Annotated in this window: 18 protein-coding genes; 7 read left to right on the top strand and 11 right to left on the bottom strand. The window is 38.9% G+C overall.

What is annotated here, in order from left to right; translation table 11 throughout:
• The 5 genes from PAND9192_RS09150 to PAND9192_RS09130 all read right to left on the bottom strand — a co-directional run.
• A partial coding sequence (locus tag PAND9192_RS09150) for a VWA domain-containing protein (RefSeq protein WP_087853505.1) occupies positions 1-1,744 on the bottom strand: 1,744 nt, incomplete at its 3' end.
• Positions 1,737-2,702 carry a vWA domain-containing protein gene (locus PAND9192_RS09145; RefSeq protein ID WP_087844758.1) on the bottom strand — a complete coding sequence of 322 codons (966 nt, stop codon included), beginning with the start codon at positions 2,700-2,702 and terminating at the stop codon, positions 1,737-1,739. The genes PAND9192_RS09145 and PAND9192_RS09150, both read right to left, overlap by 8 nt.
• Complete coding sequence (locus tag PAND9192_RS09140; protein ID WP_087853504.1) at positions 2,695-3,216, bottom strand: DUF4381 domain-containing protein; 522 nt, start codon at positions 3,214-3,216, stop codon at positions 2,695-2,697. Before PAND9192_RS09140 ends, PAND9192_RS09145 begins: the two co-directional genes overlap by 8 nt.
• Positions 3,216-4,166 carry a DUF58 domain-containing protein gene (locus tag PAND9192_RS09135; RefSeq protein ID WP_087853503.1) on the bottom strand — a complete coding sequence of 317 codons (951 nt, stop codon included), beginning with the start codon at positions 4,164-4,166 and terminating at the stop codon, positions 3,216-3,218. The genes PAND9192_RS09140 and PAND9192_RS09135 overlap by 1 nt, the downstream gene beginning before the upstream one ends.
• Positions 4,163-5,119: an AAA family ATPase gene (locus PAND9192_RS09130; RefSeq protein WP_087853502.1), complete on the bottom strand. Its 957-nt coding sequence runs from the start codon at positions 5,117-5,119 to the stop codon at positions 4,163-4,165. Before PAND9192_RS09130 ends, PAND9192_RS09135 begins: the two co-directional genes overlap by 4 nt.
• Positions 5,120-5,810: 691 nt before the next feature.
• Between PAND9192_RS09130 and PAND9192_RS09125 the strand changes: the two genes are divergently transcribed.
• From PAND9192_RS09125 to PAND9192_RS09100, 6 genes are all read left to right on the top strand, one after another.
• Complete coding sequence (locus PAND9192_RS09125) at positions 5,811-6,551, top strand: SDR family oxidoreductase (RefSeq protein ID WP_060999974.1); 741 nt, start codon at positions 5,811-5,813, stop codon at positions 6,549-6,551.
• A gap of 57 nt (positions 6,552-6,608) precedes the next feature.
• Positions 6,609-7,814 (top strand): acetyl-CoA C-acetyltransferase, encoded by a 1,206-nt coding sequence (locus tag PAND9192_RS09120; protein ID WP_087853501.1) that lies wholly within the window; start codon positions 6,609-6,611, stop codon positions 7,812-7,814.
• Between the two features lie 72 nt (positions 7,815-7,886).
• On the top strand, positions 7,887-8,237 hold the full coding sequence (locus PAND9192_RS09115) for a phasin family protein (RefSeq protein ID WP_036791211.1): 351 nt from the start codon (positions 7,887-7,889) through the stop codon (positions 8,235-8,237).
• A gap of 114 nt (positions 8,238-8,351) precedes the next feature.
• Positions 8,352-10,127, top strand: a complete 1,776-nt coding sequence (gene phaC, locus PAND9192_RS09110) for a class I poly(R)-hydroxyalkanoic acid synthase (RefSeq protein ID WP_087853500.1) — start codon at positions 8,352-8,354, stop codon at positions 10,125-10,127.
• 202 nt (positions 10,128-10,329) lie between these two features.
• Positions 10,330-10,734, top strand: a complete 405-nt coding sequence (locus PAND9192_RS09105) for a DUF4332 domain-containing protein (protein WP_087820508.1) — start codon at positions 10,330-10,332, stop codon at positions 10,732-10,734.
• 46 nt (positions 10,735-10,780) lie between these two features.
• Positions 10,781-11,101: a DUF1496 domain-containing protein gene (locus tag PAND9192_RS09100; protein WP_087853499.1), complete on the top strand. Its 321-nt coding sequence runs from the start codon at positions 10,781-10,783 to the stop codon at positions 11,099-11,101.
• A gap of 95 nt (positions 11,102-11,196) precedes the next feature.
• On the opposite strand, the gene PAND9192_RS09095 is transcribed toward PAND9192_RS09100, so the two are convergent.
• The 6 genes from PAND9192_RS09095 to PAND9192_RS09070 all read right to left on the bottom strand — a co-directional run bounded on the left by PAND9192_RS09095 (position 11,197) and on the right by PAND9192_RS09070 (position 18,307).
• Positions 11,197-11,496: a DUF406 family protein gene (locus tag PAND9192_RS09095; protein ID WP_087853498.1), complete on the bottom strand. Its 300-nt coding sequence runs from the start codon at positions 11,494-11,496 to the stop codon at positions 11,197-11,199.
• A gap of 126 nt (positions 11,497-11,622) precedes the next feature.
• Complete coding sequence (locus PAND9192_RS09090) at positions 11,623-13,548, bottom strand: RecQ family ATP-dependent DNA helicase (RefSeq protein ID WP_087853497.1); 1,926 nt, start codon at positions 13,546-13,548, stop codon at positions 11,623-11,625.
• 222 nt (positions 13,549-13,770) lie between these two features.
• On the bottom strand, positions 13,771-15,207 hold the full coding sequence (locus PAND9192_RS09085; protein WP_087853496.1) for an amidohydrolase family protein: 1,437 nt from the start codon (positions 15,205-15,207) through the stop codon (positions 13,771-13,773).
• 101 nt (positions 15,208-15,308) lie between these two features.
• On the bottom strand, positions 15,309-16,028 hold the full coding sequence (locus PAND9192_RS09080) for a PAS and helix-turn-helix domain-containing protein (RefSeq protein ID WP_234999037.1): 720 nt from the start codon (positions 16,026-16,028) through the stop codon (positions 15,309-15,311).
• Between the two features lie 190 nt (positions 16,029-16,218).
• A complete protein-coding gene (locus PAND9192_RS09075) occupies positions 16,219-17,097 on the bottom strand; it encodes a phospholipase A (RefSeq protein WP_087853495.1) in 879 nt (292 codons plus the stop codon).
• Between the two features lie 166 nt (positions 17,098-17,263).
• Positions 17,264-18,307, bottom strand: a complete 1,044-nt coding sequence (locus PAND9192_RS09070; protein ID WP_087853494.1) for an alkene reductase — start codon at positions 18,305-18,307, stop codon at positions 17,264-17,266.
• 124 nt (positions 18,308-18,431) lie between these two features.
• Between PAND9192_RS09070 and PAND9192_RS09065 the strand changes: the two genes are divergently transcribed.
• On the top strand, positions 18,432-19,010 hold the full coding sequence (locus PAND9192_RS09065) for a TetR/AcrR family transcriptional regulator (RefSeq protein WP_087853493.1): 579 nt from the start codon (positions 18,432-18,434) through the stop codon (positions 19,008-19,010).

The raw sequence follows: 19,010 nt of genomic DNA, 5'->3' as shown, positions 1-19,010 counted from the left end.
CCAGCTGCTGATTTTTCTGTTGTTGCTGTTTACTTTGTTTTCCTTCTTTTCCTTCTTTTCCTTCTTTTCCTGATTTTTGCTGACCTTGTTGCTGTTGGTCTTTGTTGCCTTGCTGACCTTGTTGCTGTTGGTCTTTGTTGCCTTGCTGACCTTGTTGCTGTTGGTCTTTGTTGCCTTGCTGACCTTGTTGCTGTTGGTCTTTGTTGCCTTGCTGACCTTGTTGCTGTTGGTCTTTGTTGCCTTGCTGACCTTGTTGCTGTTGGTCTTTGTTGCCTTGCTGACCTTGTTGCTGTTGGTCTTTGTTGCCTTGCTGACCTTGTTGCTGTTGGTCTTTGTTACCTTGCTGACCTTGTTGCTGTTGGTCTTTGTTGCCTTGCTGACCTTGTTTGCCTGATTTATCTTTCTTTTGCTGCTGTTGCTGCTGCTTTTCAGCTTGTTCAACAATGGCTAAGTTCTTTTTCGCATCAGCAAAATCAGGTTGCTGCTTTAACACTTTCTCATAAGTTGCAGCTGCTTGTTTATAATCACCTTTTTGTGCATAGGCATTGCCTAAGTTGTATTGTGATGTTGGATCTTTGAGTGGTTTTAAGGTCGCTATTGCTTGGTCATATTGTTGGGCTTTATATTCCGCAATACCTTTCCATTGTGGAGAGGTAAAATCTTGTGCCGCTTTTTTAAAATTACCGTCGGTGAAGGTTTCATAAGCTTGACGATTGGTATTGATCCATGGACTTGCTTGAGCATGATCAATCGGTAATAAAACAAACATCGCAGCTAAAACGATGCCACGGCGAAAGCCAAGTAACGCTAATAATAACAAGGGTAGAATTAACCAAAAGCCACCATTTAAGCGTTCTTGTAACTCTTTCTCATGGCCTTTGTGACCACTGGCTAATGGCTTTGCGGTAAAGTTTACAATCGCATTAACATCATTATCAGTTGTCTGAGCCATTTGTAAGATGCCGCCAGTACTATCAGTAATCGACATCAGGGTGCTGATATCAATTTTACTCATTACTGGAGTGCCATTTTCAGACAGTAAGCTACCATTGGGAAGCATAATTGGCGCACCTTCAACGGTTCCCATTGCAAGAATAGAAACGCGATAGTGAGTGCCTTTTAGCTCTGTTAATGCTTGTTGAGCAACGGCTTTGGTCATACCATCAGTCATTAAGATAATGTCACCGCTATTGTGACCTGCTTGTTTGAGTAATCGTATTGCTTCGGCGATCCCCTTAGCGGCATTGTTACCAGCAATTGGCATAACGTCAGGTGATAAACTTGGAATTAAATTACGTAAGGTGCTGCTATCTGTGGTTAACGGGCTTACTTCATAGCCATCACCAGCGAAAGCCACTAATCCGGTACTGCCTTCTTTCCAGCCCGGTAACATATCTAATGCTTTAAATTTTTCTTGGGTTAAGCGATTGGGCTTAATGTCAGTGGCATACATTGATTGTGACATATTCATCACCAGTACTCGTGCGCCATTGAGGTTATAAGCCGGAAGTTTAACTTTTTGCCAGCTTGGCCCGGCCATTGCAATAACAGCAATCAACCAACCGAGAGCTAATAAAGCGAGCGGCCATCGTTTAGGTTGTTGTTGAGTTAGCCCCAATTTTTGAGCAAGATGAGGCGCAATTAAACCTGAATGTTGTGCTTTGCCTTTTAACCATGGCAGAACAATGATCAAGGGAATTAACGCTGCAAACCATTGCGGGTGCATAAAGGTAAAATCAGCCATGACGTTTCCTCATGAAAGCGATAACAACAGATAAAAGCAATGCAAATGCTAATGGGTAACGGAATAATTCATCACGTGGTCGCCAAGTTTGTTGGGCATTATTCACGGGTTGAAGCTTATTAATAACATCATAAATTTTTGCAAGTTGCTGTGGGTTTCGAGCACGGAAATATTCACCACCGGTCATTGATGCAATCTTACTTAAGGTCTTTTCATCCAGATCAGAAGAAGGATTTACCACGCGATCGCCAAAGAAACCTTTTTGGATCATTTTATCTGCGCCAATACCGACGGTATAAATTTTCACACCGCTTTCTTTAGCTAATTTTGCAGCCTCAATCGGCCCAATGACACCAGACGTATTACCGCCATCACTGAGTAAAATAATCACTCGCTGCGGTGCTTTACTATCAATAAAGGTTTTGGTTGCAACCCCTAGCCCTTCACCGATTGCAGTACTTTGACCAATTAAGCCTAATACGGTGCGATTAAGTTGCTGTTCAACGGTTTTGCGATCAAAAGTTAATGGTGTTTGTAAATAACCATGATCCGCAAAAACCACCAATCCTAATCGGTCACCTTTGCGTTTAGCAATAAAATCGGATAACACATGTTTTACTGCTGTTAAACGATCGATACTTTGACCATCTTTAGTCACCATATCGGGGATCGCCATCGATCCTGATAGATCAACCGCCAATAACATATCTCGATGCTCAGGTTTAATTTCAATCGGATCGCCATACCATACTGGACGTGCGACTGCGCAGACTAAACTTACCCAGACTAATGTCATTAACACTTTACGAATAATCGAACTTGGTTGTTGCTGACCGACGCCTTGTGGCAACTGTGGCAGATGAATTGCTGCTGGTTGTGCGACAGGTTTACTAAATCGATACACTAACCATGCTAAGGGCAATAAGGCCCAGGCCCATAGCCATACAAACTCAAACATTGGATGACTCCTTGGTGATCACACTATTACCATCATGACTGTTGGTTTTAGCTGGCAGTGCGTGTTGTAGCCACAATAATGCTTGTTGTCGACAGTCGTTAAATTGTTCCGCAGTTAATGGTGCAGGGGAGAATAACCCTTGTTGCCATAGCGGCTGTTTATCAACAAAACCTTGAAATTTAGTAGGTAAATGTTGATCAAGAAATACTAACCATTGTATGCCTGTTAATGGAGCAACAATTGAACGTGGAAAATAGCTCAATGCTGCTTGTTTCAATAAGGTGTTGATTGCTGTTAAACCTGCGTCAGGTTGCAAAGTTTTTAGAATTTTTATTGCTTCTTGTTTCGCTGCAAAGTGCTGACAACGGCGGCGATAGTGGTAACCAGTAGCGATAATGACGATAAGGGTCACGATGATCACTACCCACCATCCCCACGGTAGCGGCCAATAGCTGGGAGCGGAGTGAAGGTGAATATCAGCCAATGGTAATGTGGGTGTTGTCGGTTGTGTCATTACCTGATCCCTTGTGAGTGTGCGCCAAGCTGCTGCAATAAAGGTTGCGCCGCTGACAGTGAATGCAATGGTATGGCAAGTGAGGTTGCCATTTCAGTAATAAAATTTTGGTGGTGCTGATATTGCGCGCTTAATGAGTCACGCGTTTTTTTGGCTGAAAAGTCTAGCCATGCCGATTGCTGATTATCAGTAACATGCTCATAGCCTCGAAATTGTGTTTGCCCTTGTTCAAGAGGATCATAAATTTGGACAAATTGGATTCGATTATGCTGACGAAGTTGGCTTAAACGGCGTTTATCTGTGGCTTTTAAAGGGTAAAAATCACTGATAACAATAATCTCACTGCCTTTAGGGCAAAGATAATGCAAACGTTTTAAAGCCGTTGAGAAGCCGTCATTATTACTATGATCAAGCGCTTTTAATGCATCCTGCTGGGCTGAAATTAACGCGTTTATAATATGTAATGGTCCTCGTTGGCGTGCTGTTGGTTTACATTCAATGGTACTAATACCGTTATAGATAACAGCGCCTATACGATCTTGTTCATCAATAGCTAACCAACTCAGTAAACTAGCAAAATGTGCCGCTTGGACTGATTTAAGCATTAACTGCGAGCCAAATTGCATACTGGCACTAATATCGATAAACAACATGATTGGCTGTTCACGTTCTTCTGTAAATAACTTGGTATGTGTTTTACCTGTACGTGCCGTCACTCGCCAGTCAATAGAACGAATATCATCTCCCGCTTGGTAAGGGCGAACTTCTGAAAAATTCATTCCTCGCCCTTTATGGCGACTTTGATGGTGTCCATTAAGCTGCGACCAAATACTTTTTGCAGGTGCTAACCACCTTACAGCTTGATTTTTATATTGCAGTAGCTCTGCAAGACACACATTGACGCCATCGCTATGGGGTGGCAGCGCTACGTTGATGTGTGCTGATTTCATAAGCTAGCAACCTGCGAAATAAGCGTATCGACAACACGATCTGCTGCAATTCCTTCAGCTTGTGCTTCATAGCTTAATAATAAACGGTGACGCAGTACTGGATATGCCATTACTTGAACATCTTCAGGCGTTACAAAATCTCGACCGCTTAACCAAGCATGCGCACGTGCACAACGATCAAGCGCCAACGTTGCACGTGGACTCACACCCATTTGTAGCCACGATTGTAATTGTTCACCAAAGCGGTGTGGTTCACGGGTCGCCATCACTAAGCGAATAATGTAATGCTCAACATCGTCAGCCATATGAATATTGAGTATTTCTTTGCGAGCCGCAAAAATATCACTTTGACTAATATGAATTTGTTCAGCAGCTGCAACGCCTAATGCTTCGCCACGATTAAGGCGTAGAATTTCAAGTTCACTCTCTGCATTGGGGTAATCGACATTGAGCTGTAATAAAAAGCGATCTAATTGTGCTTCAGGTAATGGGTAAGTCCCTTCTTGTTCAATCGGGTTTTGGGTTGCCATTACTAAAAATAATTCAGGTAATGGGTAGGTTTTACGGCCGGCTGTGATTTGTTTTTCAGCCATTGCTTCTAACATCGCCGCCTGTACTTTTGCTGGTGCACGGTTAATTTCATCAGCAAGTACTAATGAATTAAAGATAGGTCCAGGTTGAAAAGTAAATTCAGCTGTTTCTGGACGGAAAATATCAGTACCCGTTAAATCAGAAGGTAATAGGTCGGGCGTAAATTGAATCCGATGAAAATCCCCTTCAATACAATCAGCAAGTACTTTTACAGCACGTGTTTTCGCTAATCCTGGAGGACCTTCAACAAGAATATGACCATCAGCAAGTAATGCAATTAGGAGTTGTTTTACTAAATTAGGCTGACCGATAACCTGACTTTGGAGATAATCATTTAGACGTTGAAATGTGCTAGCTAACATACCGAGACTTCCTTTGAAATTCAAAATACTTACGATGAAACAATTTTTTTCGGACTACTAAAATTTGATTAAGTTCACATTTTATACCCAGATTTTTTAAAATAATCAGCGTGAAATCGATGTTTATTACCGCAAAAACTTCGTTATTAATATTATTTGGGCAATATTATGAGATTCAATCTTTGAGGGTGAATTTATAATTTAGTACCATTTTTGTAACATTTTCAAAAAAACTATCCAGTTCGTAATCCTTCTATTTTATTAAAGTCATCCGACCACTTATTCGTATTAAAATCTCAAATTGTAAAAAGTATGCAACATTCCATTAACTCGCCGATAGGCGTTAATACGCACGTTGTTTTATAATGCTATGATATTAAATGAATTATTATTTTTTTTTATTTATTTAATAATAAAATCTTATGTTAACAAAATGATTTCTTTTACACATTAGTGATTAATTTGTTAATGCCAAATGGTAATGGTTCTAAAAATGTTAATTCCTTTGCTTGCCATAAATATGCATCTGTGTTGTTATGTTCGCCATATGCAATGTGTTTGTAATAATCACGTATTATATTGAAGTGACTGTAAAACAGCAGATCTAAGAATGTAAGGCTAGTGTGAACAAATATCAGATAGAACGTTTATTTTAATAAGTACGGCAAGATCAAAGGAAGGAGCCTTAGAGATGAAAAAAGTAGCATTAGTGACAGGCGCGAAAGGCGGTATCGGTTCTTCAATAACTCAGGCTTTAGTTGACGCTGGCTTTCGTGTTATTGCCACTCATCACCCAGAAAGTGAGCAATCAGCTAAAGAGTGGATGAAAGAAAATAACTATTCAGATGAATCTGTAAAATTGTTGCCATTAGATGTTGTTGATACTGCATTTTGTAAAGAGTCATTAACTGCACTACTTGAACAAGAAGGTCATATTGATGTTCTTGTTAATAACGCAGGAATTACCAAAGATACCACATTCAAACGCATGACAGCAGAACAGTGGAATGATGTGATTAACACAAACCTTAATAGCTTGTTTAATGTTACTCAACCTTTGTTTGACTCAATGTGCCAGCACGGTAATGCGCGCATTATTAATATTACCTCGGTTAATGGTTTAAAAGGTCAATTTGGTCAAACAAATTATTCAGCAGCAAAAGCGGGAATGATTGGTTTTACTAAAGCACTTGCTGCTGAAGGTGCTCGTGCTGGTGTAACGGTAAATGCTATTGCCCCAGGCTACACAGGTACAGCAATGGTTGAAGCAATTAAACCAGAAGTACTTGAATCAATTAAAGCAGAAATTCCAATGAAACGCTTAGCGCAACCACAAGAAGTTGCGGCAGCGGTTGTCTTTTTAGCAAGTGATGCTGCGGCCTATATTACTGGTGAAACATTATCAGTGAATGGCGGTTTATACATGCACTAATGGTGCTGTTTATAACAAAGACAAAAAATAAATCATATTATAGAAAGGATGCAAAATATGGCTAAGGTTTACATTGTTGCCGCAAAACGTACCCCAATCGGTAGTTTTAATGGTGCGTTAAAATCAGTGTCTGCAGCACAACTCGGCGCAGTTGCAATTAAAGGTGCATTAGCACAAATCAACGTGCCTGCTGATGCAATTGATGAAGTTATTTTAGGTAATGTGGTTGGTGCTGGCCAAGGTATGGGTCCTGGTCGTCAAGCAGCTATCTATGCTGGATTACCAAATGAAGTTCCAGCTTATTCATTGAATATGGTGTGTGGTAGTGGCATGAAAGCATTAATGGATGCTGCTGCGCATATTAAAGCTGGTGATGCAGATCTCGTGGTTGCCGCTGGTGCTGAGAACATGTCACAGATTCCATTTTGTGCATCATCAAAAATTCGTGATGGTCAGAAAATGGGTAACCTTGAGCTAACAGATCTTTTAATTGCTGATGGCTTAACGGATGTTTTCAATAACTATCACATGGGTGTAACAGCTGAAAATGTGGTAGAAAAAGTCGGTTTAACACGTGAGCAGCAAGATAATTTTGCGCTTGCGAGTCAGCAAAAAGCCGTTGCAGCAATTGAACAAGGACGCTTTGTTGCTGAAATTTGCCCAGTAGAAGTTGTTAGTCGTCGCGAAACCGTGATTGTTGATACTGACGAATACCCGAAAGCAAATGCTTCGATTGAAGATTTGGCGAAGTTGCGTCCTGCATTTAATCGTGATGGTTCGGTTACGGCGGGTAATGCTTCTGGTATCAATGATGGTGCAAGTGCAATTATTGTTGCTTCTGAAGCGGCTGTTGCTAAATACAACCTAACACCATTAGCTGAAGTTGAAAGCTACGCGCAAGCGGGTGTTGCTCCTGAGATTATGGGTTTAGGCCCTGTTCCTGCGGTACTTAAAGCATTAGAAAAAGCAAATCTTTCAATTGAAGATATTGATCTTCTTGAATTTAATGAAGCATTTGCTGGTCAAGCATTAGGTGTCTTCCATGAAGTTGCTAAAGAAACAGGCACTAAGGTGGAAGATTTAGTTGAACGTGCGAATGTAAATGGTGGTGCAATTGCACTAGGTCACCCTCTTGGTGCATCTGGTAGCCGTATTCTAGTTAGCTTGCTGCATGAAATGTGCCGTCGTGATGATAAATACGGCATGGCAACATTATGTGTTGGTGGTGGTATGGGTACTGCAGTTATTTTAAAACGTGTTTAAGTAAATAAACTAATACAATCAGTGTGATATGGATATTTGTCACACTTTATTACTATCAATGAGGAATGTTCTATGTATACGGAAATGTTTAAATCTTTTTCTGAGCAAACAGAGAAAACACTAGCACCATACGCAAAATTCAACAAAGTATTTGCTAAAAATGTTGAGCAATTAACTGAGCTTCAATTGTCTGCAGTTCGTGCTTACAGCGATCTTGGCTTAAAGCAACTTAAAGCAGTAAGTGAAGTGAAAGATATTCAATCTCTAACTGCATTTAATAGCCAGCAACTTGAAACGCTAACTAAGCTTTCACAGCAACTTCTAGAAGATAGCAATAAGTTTTCTTCTGTAGCACAAAGCTTCAAAACTGAAGTTGAAGAGCTTGTTGCCGACAACGTTAAGCAAGCAACACCAGCTATTTAAGTGATGGTCAATTACACGACTCTAATGGGCGTGTAATTATCTGATACTTATATAAATCAGCCATATAAGATGATTATATGGCTGATTACTTAGTCCAAGTACAGGGTTTTTGTTATGAACAATCACTTTTTTTCGGACTACTTTGCCAAGCTCCAAGATATGAACCAGTTATGGTGGAAGGAGTTAGACTCCGGCAAGGCAGCCATGAATACCCCAGTAACAAAAGCGCTTAATGATATTAACTTGGAAGATGCCACTGAATTTTTAGAGAAAGCGGCTGCTCAGCCTGGCGCTTTAGCTAAAGTCCAAATGGACTGGTGGGATAATCAAGTAAAAATTTGGCAGAATGTTGCAATCGGTAATACGACAGCAGAAAGTGCCTTTATTAAGCCTGCAAAAGATGACAAGCGTTTTAGTGATCCTGCATGGGAAAATGAAGCTTTTTATAATTATATTAAGCAGTCATATTTATTATTCAGTAACACAATGCGTGAAACAATTGAATCAATTGATGGACTTGATGATAAAGCAAAAGAGCGTTTAAGCTTTTTTTCACGTCAAGCGATCAATGCAATGTCTCCAACCAATTTTGTTACAACCAATCCTGAATTAGCTAAGTTAACTGTTGAAACTAACGGTGAAAATCTAATTAAAGGGATGGAACTGTTACAAGAAGACATACAAAGCAGTGCTGATGTACTCAAAATTCGAATGACGAATAGCGGTGCATTTGAACTCGGTATCAATATCGCCAATACTGAAGGTGAAGTGGTTTTTAAAAATGAATTATTTGAATTAATTCAGTATAAGCCTCTCACTGAAGCTGTTAATAAAACACCTCTCTTGATTGTGCCACCATTTATTAATAAATACTATATCTTGGATTTGCGTGAGCATAATTCAATGGTGCGTTGGCTAGTTGAACAAGGCCATACTGTATTTATGATGTCGTGGCGTAATCCTGATGAATCATTGAAAGATGTTGATTTTGAGCATTATGTTCTAGATGGTGTTGTAAAAGCGGTTGATGCTGTTGAAGATATTACCGAACAAAAACAAATCAACACAGTTGGCTACTGTATTGGTGGTACATTATTAGCAACGACACTTGCGTATTATGCTGCCAAGCGTATGCGTAATCGTATTAAATCAGCGACATTCTTTACCACATTATTAGACTTCTCTCAGCCAGGTGAAATTGGTGCTTATATCAATGATCCGATTATTACGGCGATTGAAGCACAAAATATTGAAAATGGTTATATGGATGGCCGTTCATTGAGCGTTACTTTCAGTTTATTACGTGAAAATAGTTTGTACTGGAACTATTACGTTAATAATTACTTGAAAGGTAATAGTCCAATTGATTTTGATTTACTCTACTGGAATGGCGATAGCACCAATGTTGCGGCGAAATGTCACAATACTTTGTTACGCCAATTCTATTTAGAGAATAAATTAGTTGCCAATAAAGGCTATAAAGTCGGCGGTGTATACATTGATTTGAGTAAGATTAAAGTGCCTACATACTTTATTTCGACTCAAGAAGATCATATTGCTTTATGGCAAGGTACTTACCGCGGTGCTAATCAATTAGGTGGAAAATCAACATTTGTTTTAGGCGAGTCTGGCCATATTGCAGGTATTGTGAACCATCCTCAAAAGAATAAATATGGTTTCTGGGTTAACGATAGCAAAGAAGAAAGTGCTGAAGCTTGGTTAGCTGGTGCTAAACGTCAAGATGGTTCTTGGTGGACACATTGGAATGTATGGTTAACTGGATTTAGCCCTGCAGAACAAGTACCACCACGTGTGATGGGCAGCGAAGCTTATGCTCCGTTGTATGTTGCACCTGGTGATTATGTGAAGCAAGTCTTACCAATCTCTTGATTATATTTATTATTTTAAAACCCAGATTATTCTGGGTTTTTTTTTGCTTGTACTTTTTAACATTATTATTGTGATGATTTTATATTTGTTTTTTGGGGCGTTATATTTAATTTAGTGTTTTGTGTGTAAATCATGCGGTGTTCTAGTTTTTATTGGCTATATTTTCCAGATAGGTATAGCTAAAAAATAGTAGGAGAAAGCAATGACAAAGCTCGTTAGTGTCGAAGGGATCGGTGAAACTTACGCGGCAAAGCTAGAAGCAATTGGTGTTAGCACTGTTGCACAGCTATTAGAGCAAGGTGCAAAACCAAGCGGTCGAAAAATGTTGGCTGAAAAAACGGCAATCAGTAGTAAGCTAATATTGAAGTGGATTAATCGTGCTGACTTATCACGAATTAAAGGGGTCAGCACGCAATATGCTGACTTATTAGAGTCGGCTGGGGTTGATACTGTTCCTGAACTTGCGCAACGTAATGCAGATAATTTACACACCAAAATGGTTGAAGTGAATGAGGCTAAATCATTAGTACGTCAATTACCGCCACTGTCAGCCGTGGAAGATTGGGTCGCACAAGCCAAACTTTTACCACGTGCAATTGAATATTAATAACATTTAAATGATAGAGGCGAATGGTTGTTAATAAGGATCAACGATGAGCATTCTAAAGCTTAGATGGCTGGCTATTATTTGCGTTATGGTTAGTGGTACTTACAGTCATGCTGCGCAATATAGTACCAAAGATGTTGGTAGTATTGCGCCTGTGGTAGCGTTGCAAGTTGGTGATTTACAGCAGCGTCATTGCTTATATGCTGGCAAATCGTACTCTTTAGGTGCAATGATCACGACAGGTAATATTGTCTTAGAATGTCGTCCGGCATCATCTATTGAACTAAATGGTGCTTTAAAATGGACAGAGCGTAAACACACATCTGACAACGATGATCTATCAAACAGTATTACTATCAATAAATAATAAAGCCAGCGTCAGATTTTATTCAATAATAATCGAATAAGACTGTCTACTGGCTTCATTTTTATCAGAAAGGACATTGATGCCTTTTTGATGAATTACTTCGCTAGAGAGCGGCTTTTTAGTTCAAAAATTAACTTTTCAGCGCTACATTCAAATTGAATACGTGCTGTTAATTCTGTACTTGTTTCATCAACAGGTGTTGTTTCTACTTTAAAGTTAGCATTAACTTCTTTTGCTAACGCTAGGTAGTTTGCAAGCTCTGATTCTAATGCTGTTTTGCCGTTGGCGAAAATTTGTACATCAGCAATATCATCATTCTCATTGATCATAAAGCCCATTTCTGCTGAAACACCACAAGCATCACATGGTTGGTATTCTTGTTTTTCTGTAGTCATAACTTTACTTCCTATTAGTTAGTACTCGTATTTTAAAACGATGTGAGTCAGATCGCTATTGATTAATATGAAAAGTCAGTTTTTAGCTATTTAAGTGCTGAATCAACATTGCTCGTGGTTATTTATTCAACTGTTGCTGTTATATAAGCGGCAAATATGGGCGAAAGTTTGTTGAAATGGATAGGCTTCTAAAACACCAAATCCGTCTAATTGCTTGGCTTTTATTTTGCTATTTAATGGCGTACTCATACCATGTAAAAAACGGGTGATAGCCGCCATTGATGGTGAACTGTCATTACGTTCAATAAAGCTATCACTCCAGATTGTGATTTGCTGATCACTGATCTCTGGCAGGGTTGGCAAAGTGGGTAAAGTGACTGTTTTTCCACGACAGACTGAACAATGACCACATTGCTCGGGAGCATGATGATCGGCAAAATAGCTGGCTAACTTATGGCTTAAACAGCTTTTACTTTCAAAAAAGGCGATCATATTTTCAATACGGTGAATTTCACTGTGTTCTTTTTGTTGAAACAGTTGGTATAGCGCAGCGGTTTCAGCTTCAATATCAAAATGATGTTGATTAATACGATAAACATCGGTCATTTGTTTACTTTCAAGAGTGATCCAACCTTGCTCATGTAAGTAATCGATCGCCGCAACAACCCGTTTTCTATCGACTTGATAACCTTGCCATAGCGCATCCATATCTAAAGTATGCCAAACCCTTGCTTTGGGTGAACACGCAAAAATTGTTTCAATGAATTGACGACGTTCACCTTGAAAGCGCTGAACGATTTCATACTGGGATACATTCATTTTATAGCGATAATCAGCAAAGTAAGTGAACATCGGCTCAATGATTTGTCGTATTTCAAGGTAGACTAGAAGGGTTTTTAGTGGCAATAAACGAATATTACTGTCTTTTGATAAACGGCCACTCATGATTTCCCATTGCTGATCTTGTGCTTGTATTTCGCGTAGAACATAAGCGATTGCATTACGATCTGGTGTATCACCAAAAACAAAGTTTTCTAATACATTTAATCCTGATTTATTGGCGATCACTGTGCAATGTGATACTTCACCATCGCGTCCAGCACGACCTATTTCTTGGCTATAATTTTCGATAGATTTAGGTAAGTCAAAATGAATAACTTGACGAATATTTGATTTATCGATTCCCATTCCAAAAGCGATAGTTGCCACAATACAGTTAATCTCACCATGCATAAATTGTTGTTGAATGCTGTGGCGACGATCTGAATCCATACCTGCGTGATAAGCTTGCGCTGGTATATGGCTGCGAGTGAGTATTTCTGCCACTTGTTCGGCTGTGTGCTGTAAAGTGACATAAACAATTGCAGGTTCATTGCTGCGTTGTGACAGTTGATGTTTGAGGGTGTCTATCTTCTCATCTTCATCAGCGGCTAAGACCGTTAAATCTAGATTATTGCGATAAAAACCAGTCACGATAATATCATTCTTATCGATAGCAAATTTATCCTGCATATCTTGAATAACAGCTGGGGTGGCAGTGGCTGTAAGCAGTAATACCTGAGGAATATTTAAAGCCTGTTGGTAATGCGGCAATTTGAGGTAATCAGGACGGAAATTATGACCCCACTCTGAAATACAGTGTGCTTCATCTACCACCAGTAATGAAATTTGGATTTGGCTAATAAAATGGCGAAAACGTTCATTTTTCAAGCGTTCGACTGAAATCATTAATACTTTGATTTCACCTTGACGAATTTGATGCATGACTTGCTGAGTTTGTTGCCACGTTTGGCTTGAATCAATTGAAGCCGCTGGAATAGCTTTGGCGGCTAAAAAATCTAATTGATCTTTCATTAATGCTAATAGTGGCGAAATTACCAAGGTGAGATGGGGTAATTCAATTGCGGGTAATTGATAGCATAATGATTTTCCTGATCCTGTGGGAAATATTGCCGCAGCAGAATGACCGTTAAGAACACGAGTGATCACTTCTTCTTGCCCGAGTCGTAAAGAATCAAAACCAAAATATTTTTTAAGTGTTTGATGATACATGTATTCATACCCGCTAATCATTGATTGGTTGCTATCATACCGTATTGATTTACGGAAAGATAAAAACCATGGCTAAAGTTAGATGGTTTTTGGTGCGGTTACTCTCACAGTGATAAGTGTTGATTCATTGTTGCAGCGAGAATTGCTAAATAGATGCAAACGAAATAGCCCTCAACAACGGCATTGATTGTTGAGGGCTGTAATTTTTTTTATTAAGCGAGGTTATTTCATTAGGCTTGGAGAGGTAATAGCTTTCTTTGCGAGCTCTTTAGCAAATTTGGCGATATCGGCTTCGATAGCACGAATGTTTTTGGTGACATCGGCGCTATCAACTTGTGTCATTTGGCGTTGTTCCATGACGATATTACCATTGACAATAGTTGTGCTGACATTGCTTGGATTGGCTTGATAAACCAAAGTTGCATAAGGATTATAATTAGGCATCATGTTCGCTGATTGAGTTTCAACGATGATGACATCGGCTTTTTTACCGACTTCTAATGAACCAATTTTATCTTCCATATGTAATGCACGGGCACCACCGATGGTTGCAAGTTCAATCACTTGTTCTGGGATCATAATGGTTCGATCATTATGCTTTAAACGTTGCATATTAGCGGCGTAACTCAGTGTGCGCCAGAGATCGACCTGATTTGAGCTCATCGGTCCATCAGTACCTAAACCCATCGGTAATTGTTGTTGATACATTTCCCATGCTGGAGCAATGCCTGTTGCGCCTTTTGCATTAGCCATCGGGTTATAGGCGACACCTGCGCCTGATTGTTTGATTAAATCAATATCAGCTTGATCAACATGAATCGCATGGGCAAGTACCATGCGTTTATCAAGTACGCCGATATCATGTAGCCAAGCTACAGGGCTGAGTTGTTTAGGATTATCACTAATACGCGCAGATTCATTACCAAATTCACCGACATGAATTAATACGGGAACGTTGAGTTTTTTAGAAATGGCGTTGATCTGTTGCAGCTTTTGCTTTGAAACCGTATAAGCAGCATGTGGCGCAAAAGCGGGAGTAATTAAAGGATCATTTTTATAGTCATTGATAAATTGTTGGCCATATTCAAGACCACCATAGGGTTGTTTTGCATCTACGACTGGAAATTTAATTACGGTTTCACCTAAGACTGCGCGTAGACCGACTTCTTTGGTGGCTTTTGCCATTTCATCTACGTGGTAATACATGTCAGCAAAAGTTGTTACTCCGCTTTGAGCAAGATCAATTGCACCAAGGCGCGTAGCTTGATAAATCAGTTCACGGCTTAATTTTTTGCTTTCAAGAGGGAAAAAATAAGCAAATAAACGGTTCTCGATACCTTCTTCACCTAAGCCTCGAAAAGCAATCATCGGTAAATGATTATGGGTATTTACCATGCCTGGCATCACGATACCATTTTGAGCATCAATAATGCGTTGAGCGTCATATTGAGATAATAATGAATGATCACCAACAGCAATAATGGTGTCGTTATTGATAACAACAACCCCATTTTCAATCAGCTGTTTATTATCATTCATGGTGATCACTTGACCATTTTTAATGATTAAACTTGCAGGGGGAAGTGTGTCTTTGCTTGCAAATGAACTGCACCCAGAAATAAGCAGTAAGGTGGTTATTAAACTGATTTTTATGCGCATGATAAGCCAATAAATAAGAAGGTAAATAATTGGCAGGATTATAGGGGCAAAGTAATGTAACTAAACAATCCTTTGCTTAGGTTACGATGATTTTTGTGATCTTAATCCATCTGTTTATCATCATTATTAATAATAATAGACATTGGTGTTTTAAATAATTGCGCCGGTATTAATGATAGCCAGCCATTACCACGGGCATACTCAATTAATCCAGATCGACTAGAAATACCATAGCAAGAGAATCGAGTGACTAAATTTGCTATTTGTTTTTCTACCGCTTTTGGTGTTCGATGAATAAGTTGTGCTATTTGTTTGGTTTGTCGGCCTCGTAATAACCAAAATAAAACAATTTCTTGTGCAGGTGTTAATTTTGGTTCTGAGGGACGCGTTGTGCTAAATGATAAATTTGATTTATCTGCAGCAAGTACCTCTGCAAAAGAGGTCATATTTATCCAATCTTTTATTTTACTGGCTGTAAATTGAATTCCCCAAGGTTCACCATTAATAATAATAGGCTGTTTTGTAAACGTATATGCATCTGTGCCATGAGAGTAATTATGTATATCAATGGTGATTATCGTTTTATTTTGTGTTAATGATAATCTATCTTGTTCCATAAAAATGTCAGCAAATGCCGCGGTATCACATGGAAAGTCACTATCTTTTAACCCTTTGATATCTGGCGGGGCATTAACAAGAGATCGATAAGCATCATTGGCATATTCAAAAACGCCATCTTTCGATTTTAAGCCTGCTGGATAAGGAGATAACGATAACATGTGAATAAGTACAGATAAGTACGTTGATTGATTAATATTCACAACTTCATTCTATCAATAATTTATTTTAATCGTAATATTTATAAGTAGGGTTTATTCCCCGTTTTATAATAAATCTATTAAGAACATATAATATTCGAACAGTAAAGACATTATTATTTAATGTGTTGATAAGAATGTTTTTAGTTTTATATTTAATTAAATAATGTAATAAATATATCAGGTTATTTAATTAAAATGAAAAGCCAATACCGCCAGCATTATCATAATGATTATAATCTGAAATAGAAATGCCATAACCGCTTTCAAACATTAAATAGCCGCGTAAACGTTTATAGATCGGGAAATTGAGAGTGACTTTTTCGTAACTACGAGAGAAACCACTTTCTAACGCATTTCTAACGGTAAAACTGATCATCGTTTTACCATCAATATTCCAATTCATACTGATGCGACCATAACCAAGGTAGTTATTGATATCTTTGTTATAGTCTTTTGCACCAAAATCGAGTCGCACCCAAGGTTTAATGCTGAAGGTTAAGTTATCTTTTTTGAACGTCATGTCAACAAACGCACGATTCCAACTACGTTCTTGTTCGCCGCCACGACCATTAGACTGATGCACTAAACCTAATGTACTGCCGGTGTAGTGAAAATCATTGCTATATGTAGTTTTGGTTGGAAATGTCCAAAAAACAGAAGGCTCATATTCAGTGTCTCTAAAGAAGGCTGATGATGCATAAGCCTGCCAATTTGAACGCTGAGTATAGGCAAAATAGAGTTGGTCATTATCATATAAAATACCTGATAATAAACGGTACTTTAAACTGATTTGGAAGTTGACATTATATTTACTTAATTTGCCATCGTCAGGCACAACCGATTGATATTCTTTGTAATTTGGAGATTGTGTGTAATAAAAAGGTAGTACAAAGTTATCTTTGTATTGCTCTAGCAGTAACGCATTATTGCTACTGTAATTTAGAGCGTTATTTACCGATGTTGACGTTGAGTCATCAGCATACGCATGAGATGCATAACCGCTGGCAGCGATAAATAAACTCGCTAAAAGTAGGTTAGGGTTATATTGTTTCTGCTTGATATTCTTCATTATTATCTATCATTATTATTTTAGCTATCATTATCATAAGAGCTAAACAAGGCTCTTGTCTATCGATACAAATGCAAACAATGATTTTTCGTTATTTATATCTGAATTGTTAAAATAACTAAAATAAACGCCTTAATAATGTGATATTAAGGCGTAAAATAAAGAGTTAAATCAATTGGGCAAGCATGGTGTCGTCATAGGTAACTAATGTTTGTTTGGTTTTTACTTTACTAACGTAATCTGGGTTAGCAATTAAAGGACGTCCAATTGCCAGTAAATCAAATTTTCCTGCTTCGATAGCTTCACTGCCTGTTTGAGGACTATAGCAACCAACACCAATTAAAGTACCTTGATAATGGCTACGCATATACTGTGATGCGTTACCGTCAAGATATTCAAAGTCCATGCTATCATCGAAAATACCCACATGCAGATACGCTAAACAACGTTTTTCAACTTCTGGTAATAAATAATCAAACACTGCTCGATCGCGTGCATCGCCTTCAAGATTAAAATAACCGCCTGGTGATAAACGTAATCCAGTACGATCTCGACCAATGCGCTGGCTAATTGCATCAATAACAGCAAGTGGGAAGCGAGCCATGTTTTCAGCCGTACCACCAAATTCATCATCACGTTCGTTAGTGCTGAAATGTAGAAATTGATCGATCAAATAACCATTTGCGCCATGAATTTCTACACCATCAAAACCTGCATCAATGGCGTTAGCTGCTGCCTGACTAAAATCAGCAACAAGTTGTTCTATTTCTGCTTTTGTTGCAGGTTTTGGCATCGTATAAGTAAGCTCTCGCATTCTTGGTAATGTACCTTCAAGTGCGATAGCAGAAGGTGCGAGTACATATTCACCACCAAAAAAGAATGGATGAGCAACGCGACCTGTATGCCATAGCTGAGCAAAAATCTTGCCGCCATTTTGGTGTACAGCATCAGTGACTTTACGCCAGCCATCAATTTGTTGTGGTGTAAATAAGCCTGGAGTATGCGGATAACCTTGGCCGTCAGCACGTATTAAGATAGCTTCTGTGATAATCAGTCCAGTTTCAGCACGGCGTGCATAATAATCGACCATTGCTTGGGTTGGAGTTAAATCATCATTCGCCATACAACGTGTTAATGGTGCCATAACGATACGATTGTTTAACGTTAGCGTGTCATTGAGTTTGAAAGGATGAAATAGGGTATCAAGCATGATTGTTGCCTCTAATTTGAATGCTCATTCAAATTAGACGTATTTGAACAATCATTCAAGAGTTTTTTGAATGATTGTTCAAATTTAAGTAAACTAAGCCTAATCAAAGCAAATGAGAGTTATTATGCGTAGTGCTGAATTTGATCGCGACCGAGTATTACGATCGGCAATGGATGTTTTTATAACAAAAGGTTATACCAACACCAGTATGCAAGATTTAAAACAAGCGACTGGGCTTCATCCCGGTTCAATTTATTGCGCGTTTACCAATAAACGCGGGCTGTTATTAGCTGCATTAGCGCATTATCGTGATCAACGTTCAGCACAATTTATTGCTTTATTTTCTCAATCAGAGTCAGTGATTACTGCACTCAAGACGTATCTTGAACAGGTTGTCGATGAGTGTGAGCGCGAACAGATTAAAGATTGTCTGCTACAAAAAGCCTTAAGTGAACTAGCACAACAAGATATTGAAGTGGCAGATGTTATTAGCCAGATGTTAAAGCAATGGCAGCAAACATTGGCAGAGCAAATCGTATTAGCACAGCAAGCGAATGAAATTAACGCTCAACGTGATAGCCAACAGTTAGCAGAGTTTTTAGTGATGGGGATTTATGGTCTACGTACTTTTTCTCATACACGACCAGAGCCCGGTGTATTACGACGTTTAGCTGCTGATATTATGGATTATCTGCAACAATAG

The sequence above is a fragment of the Photobacterium andalusiense genome (assembly GCF_900185625.1).
Lineage (GTDB): Bacteria > Pseudomonadota > Gammaproteobacteria > Enterobacterales > Vibrionaceae > Photobacterium > Photobacterium aquimaris.
This window is presented reverse-complemented; position numbering and strand designations above follow the sequence as displayed.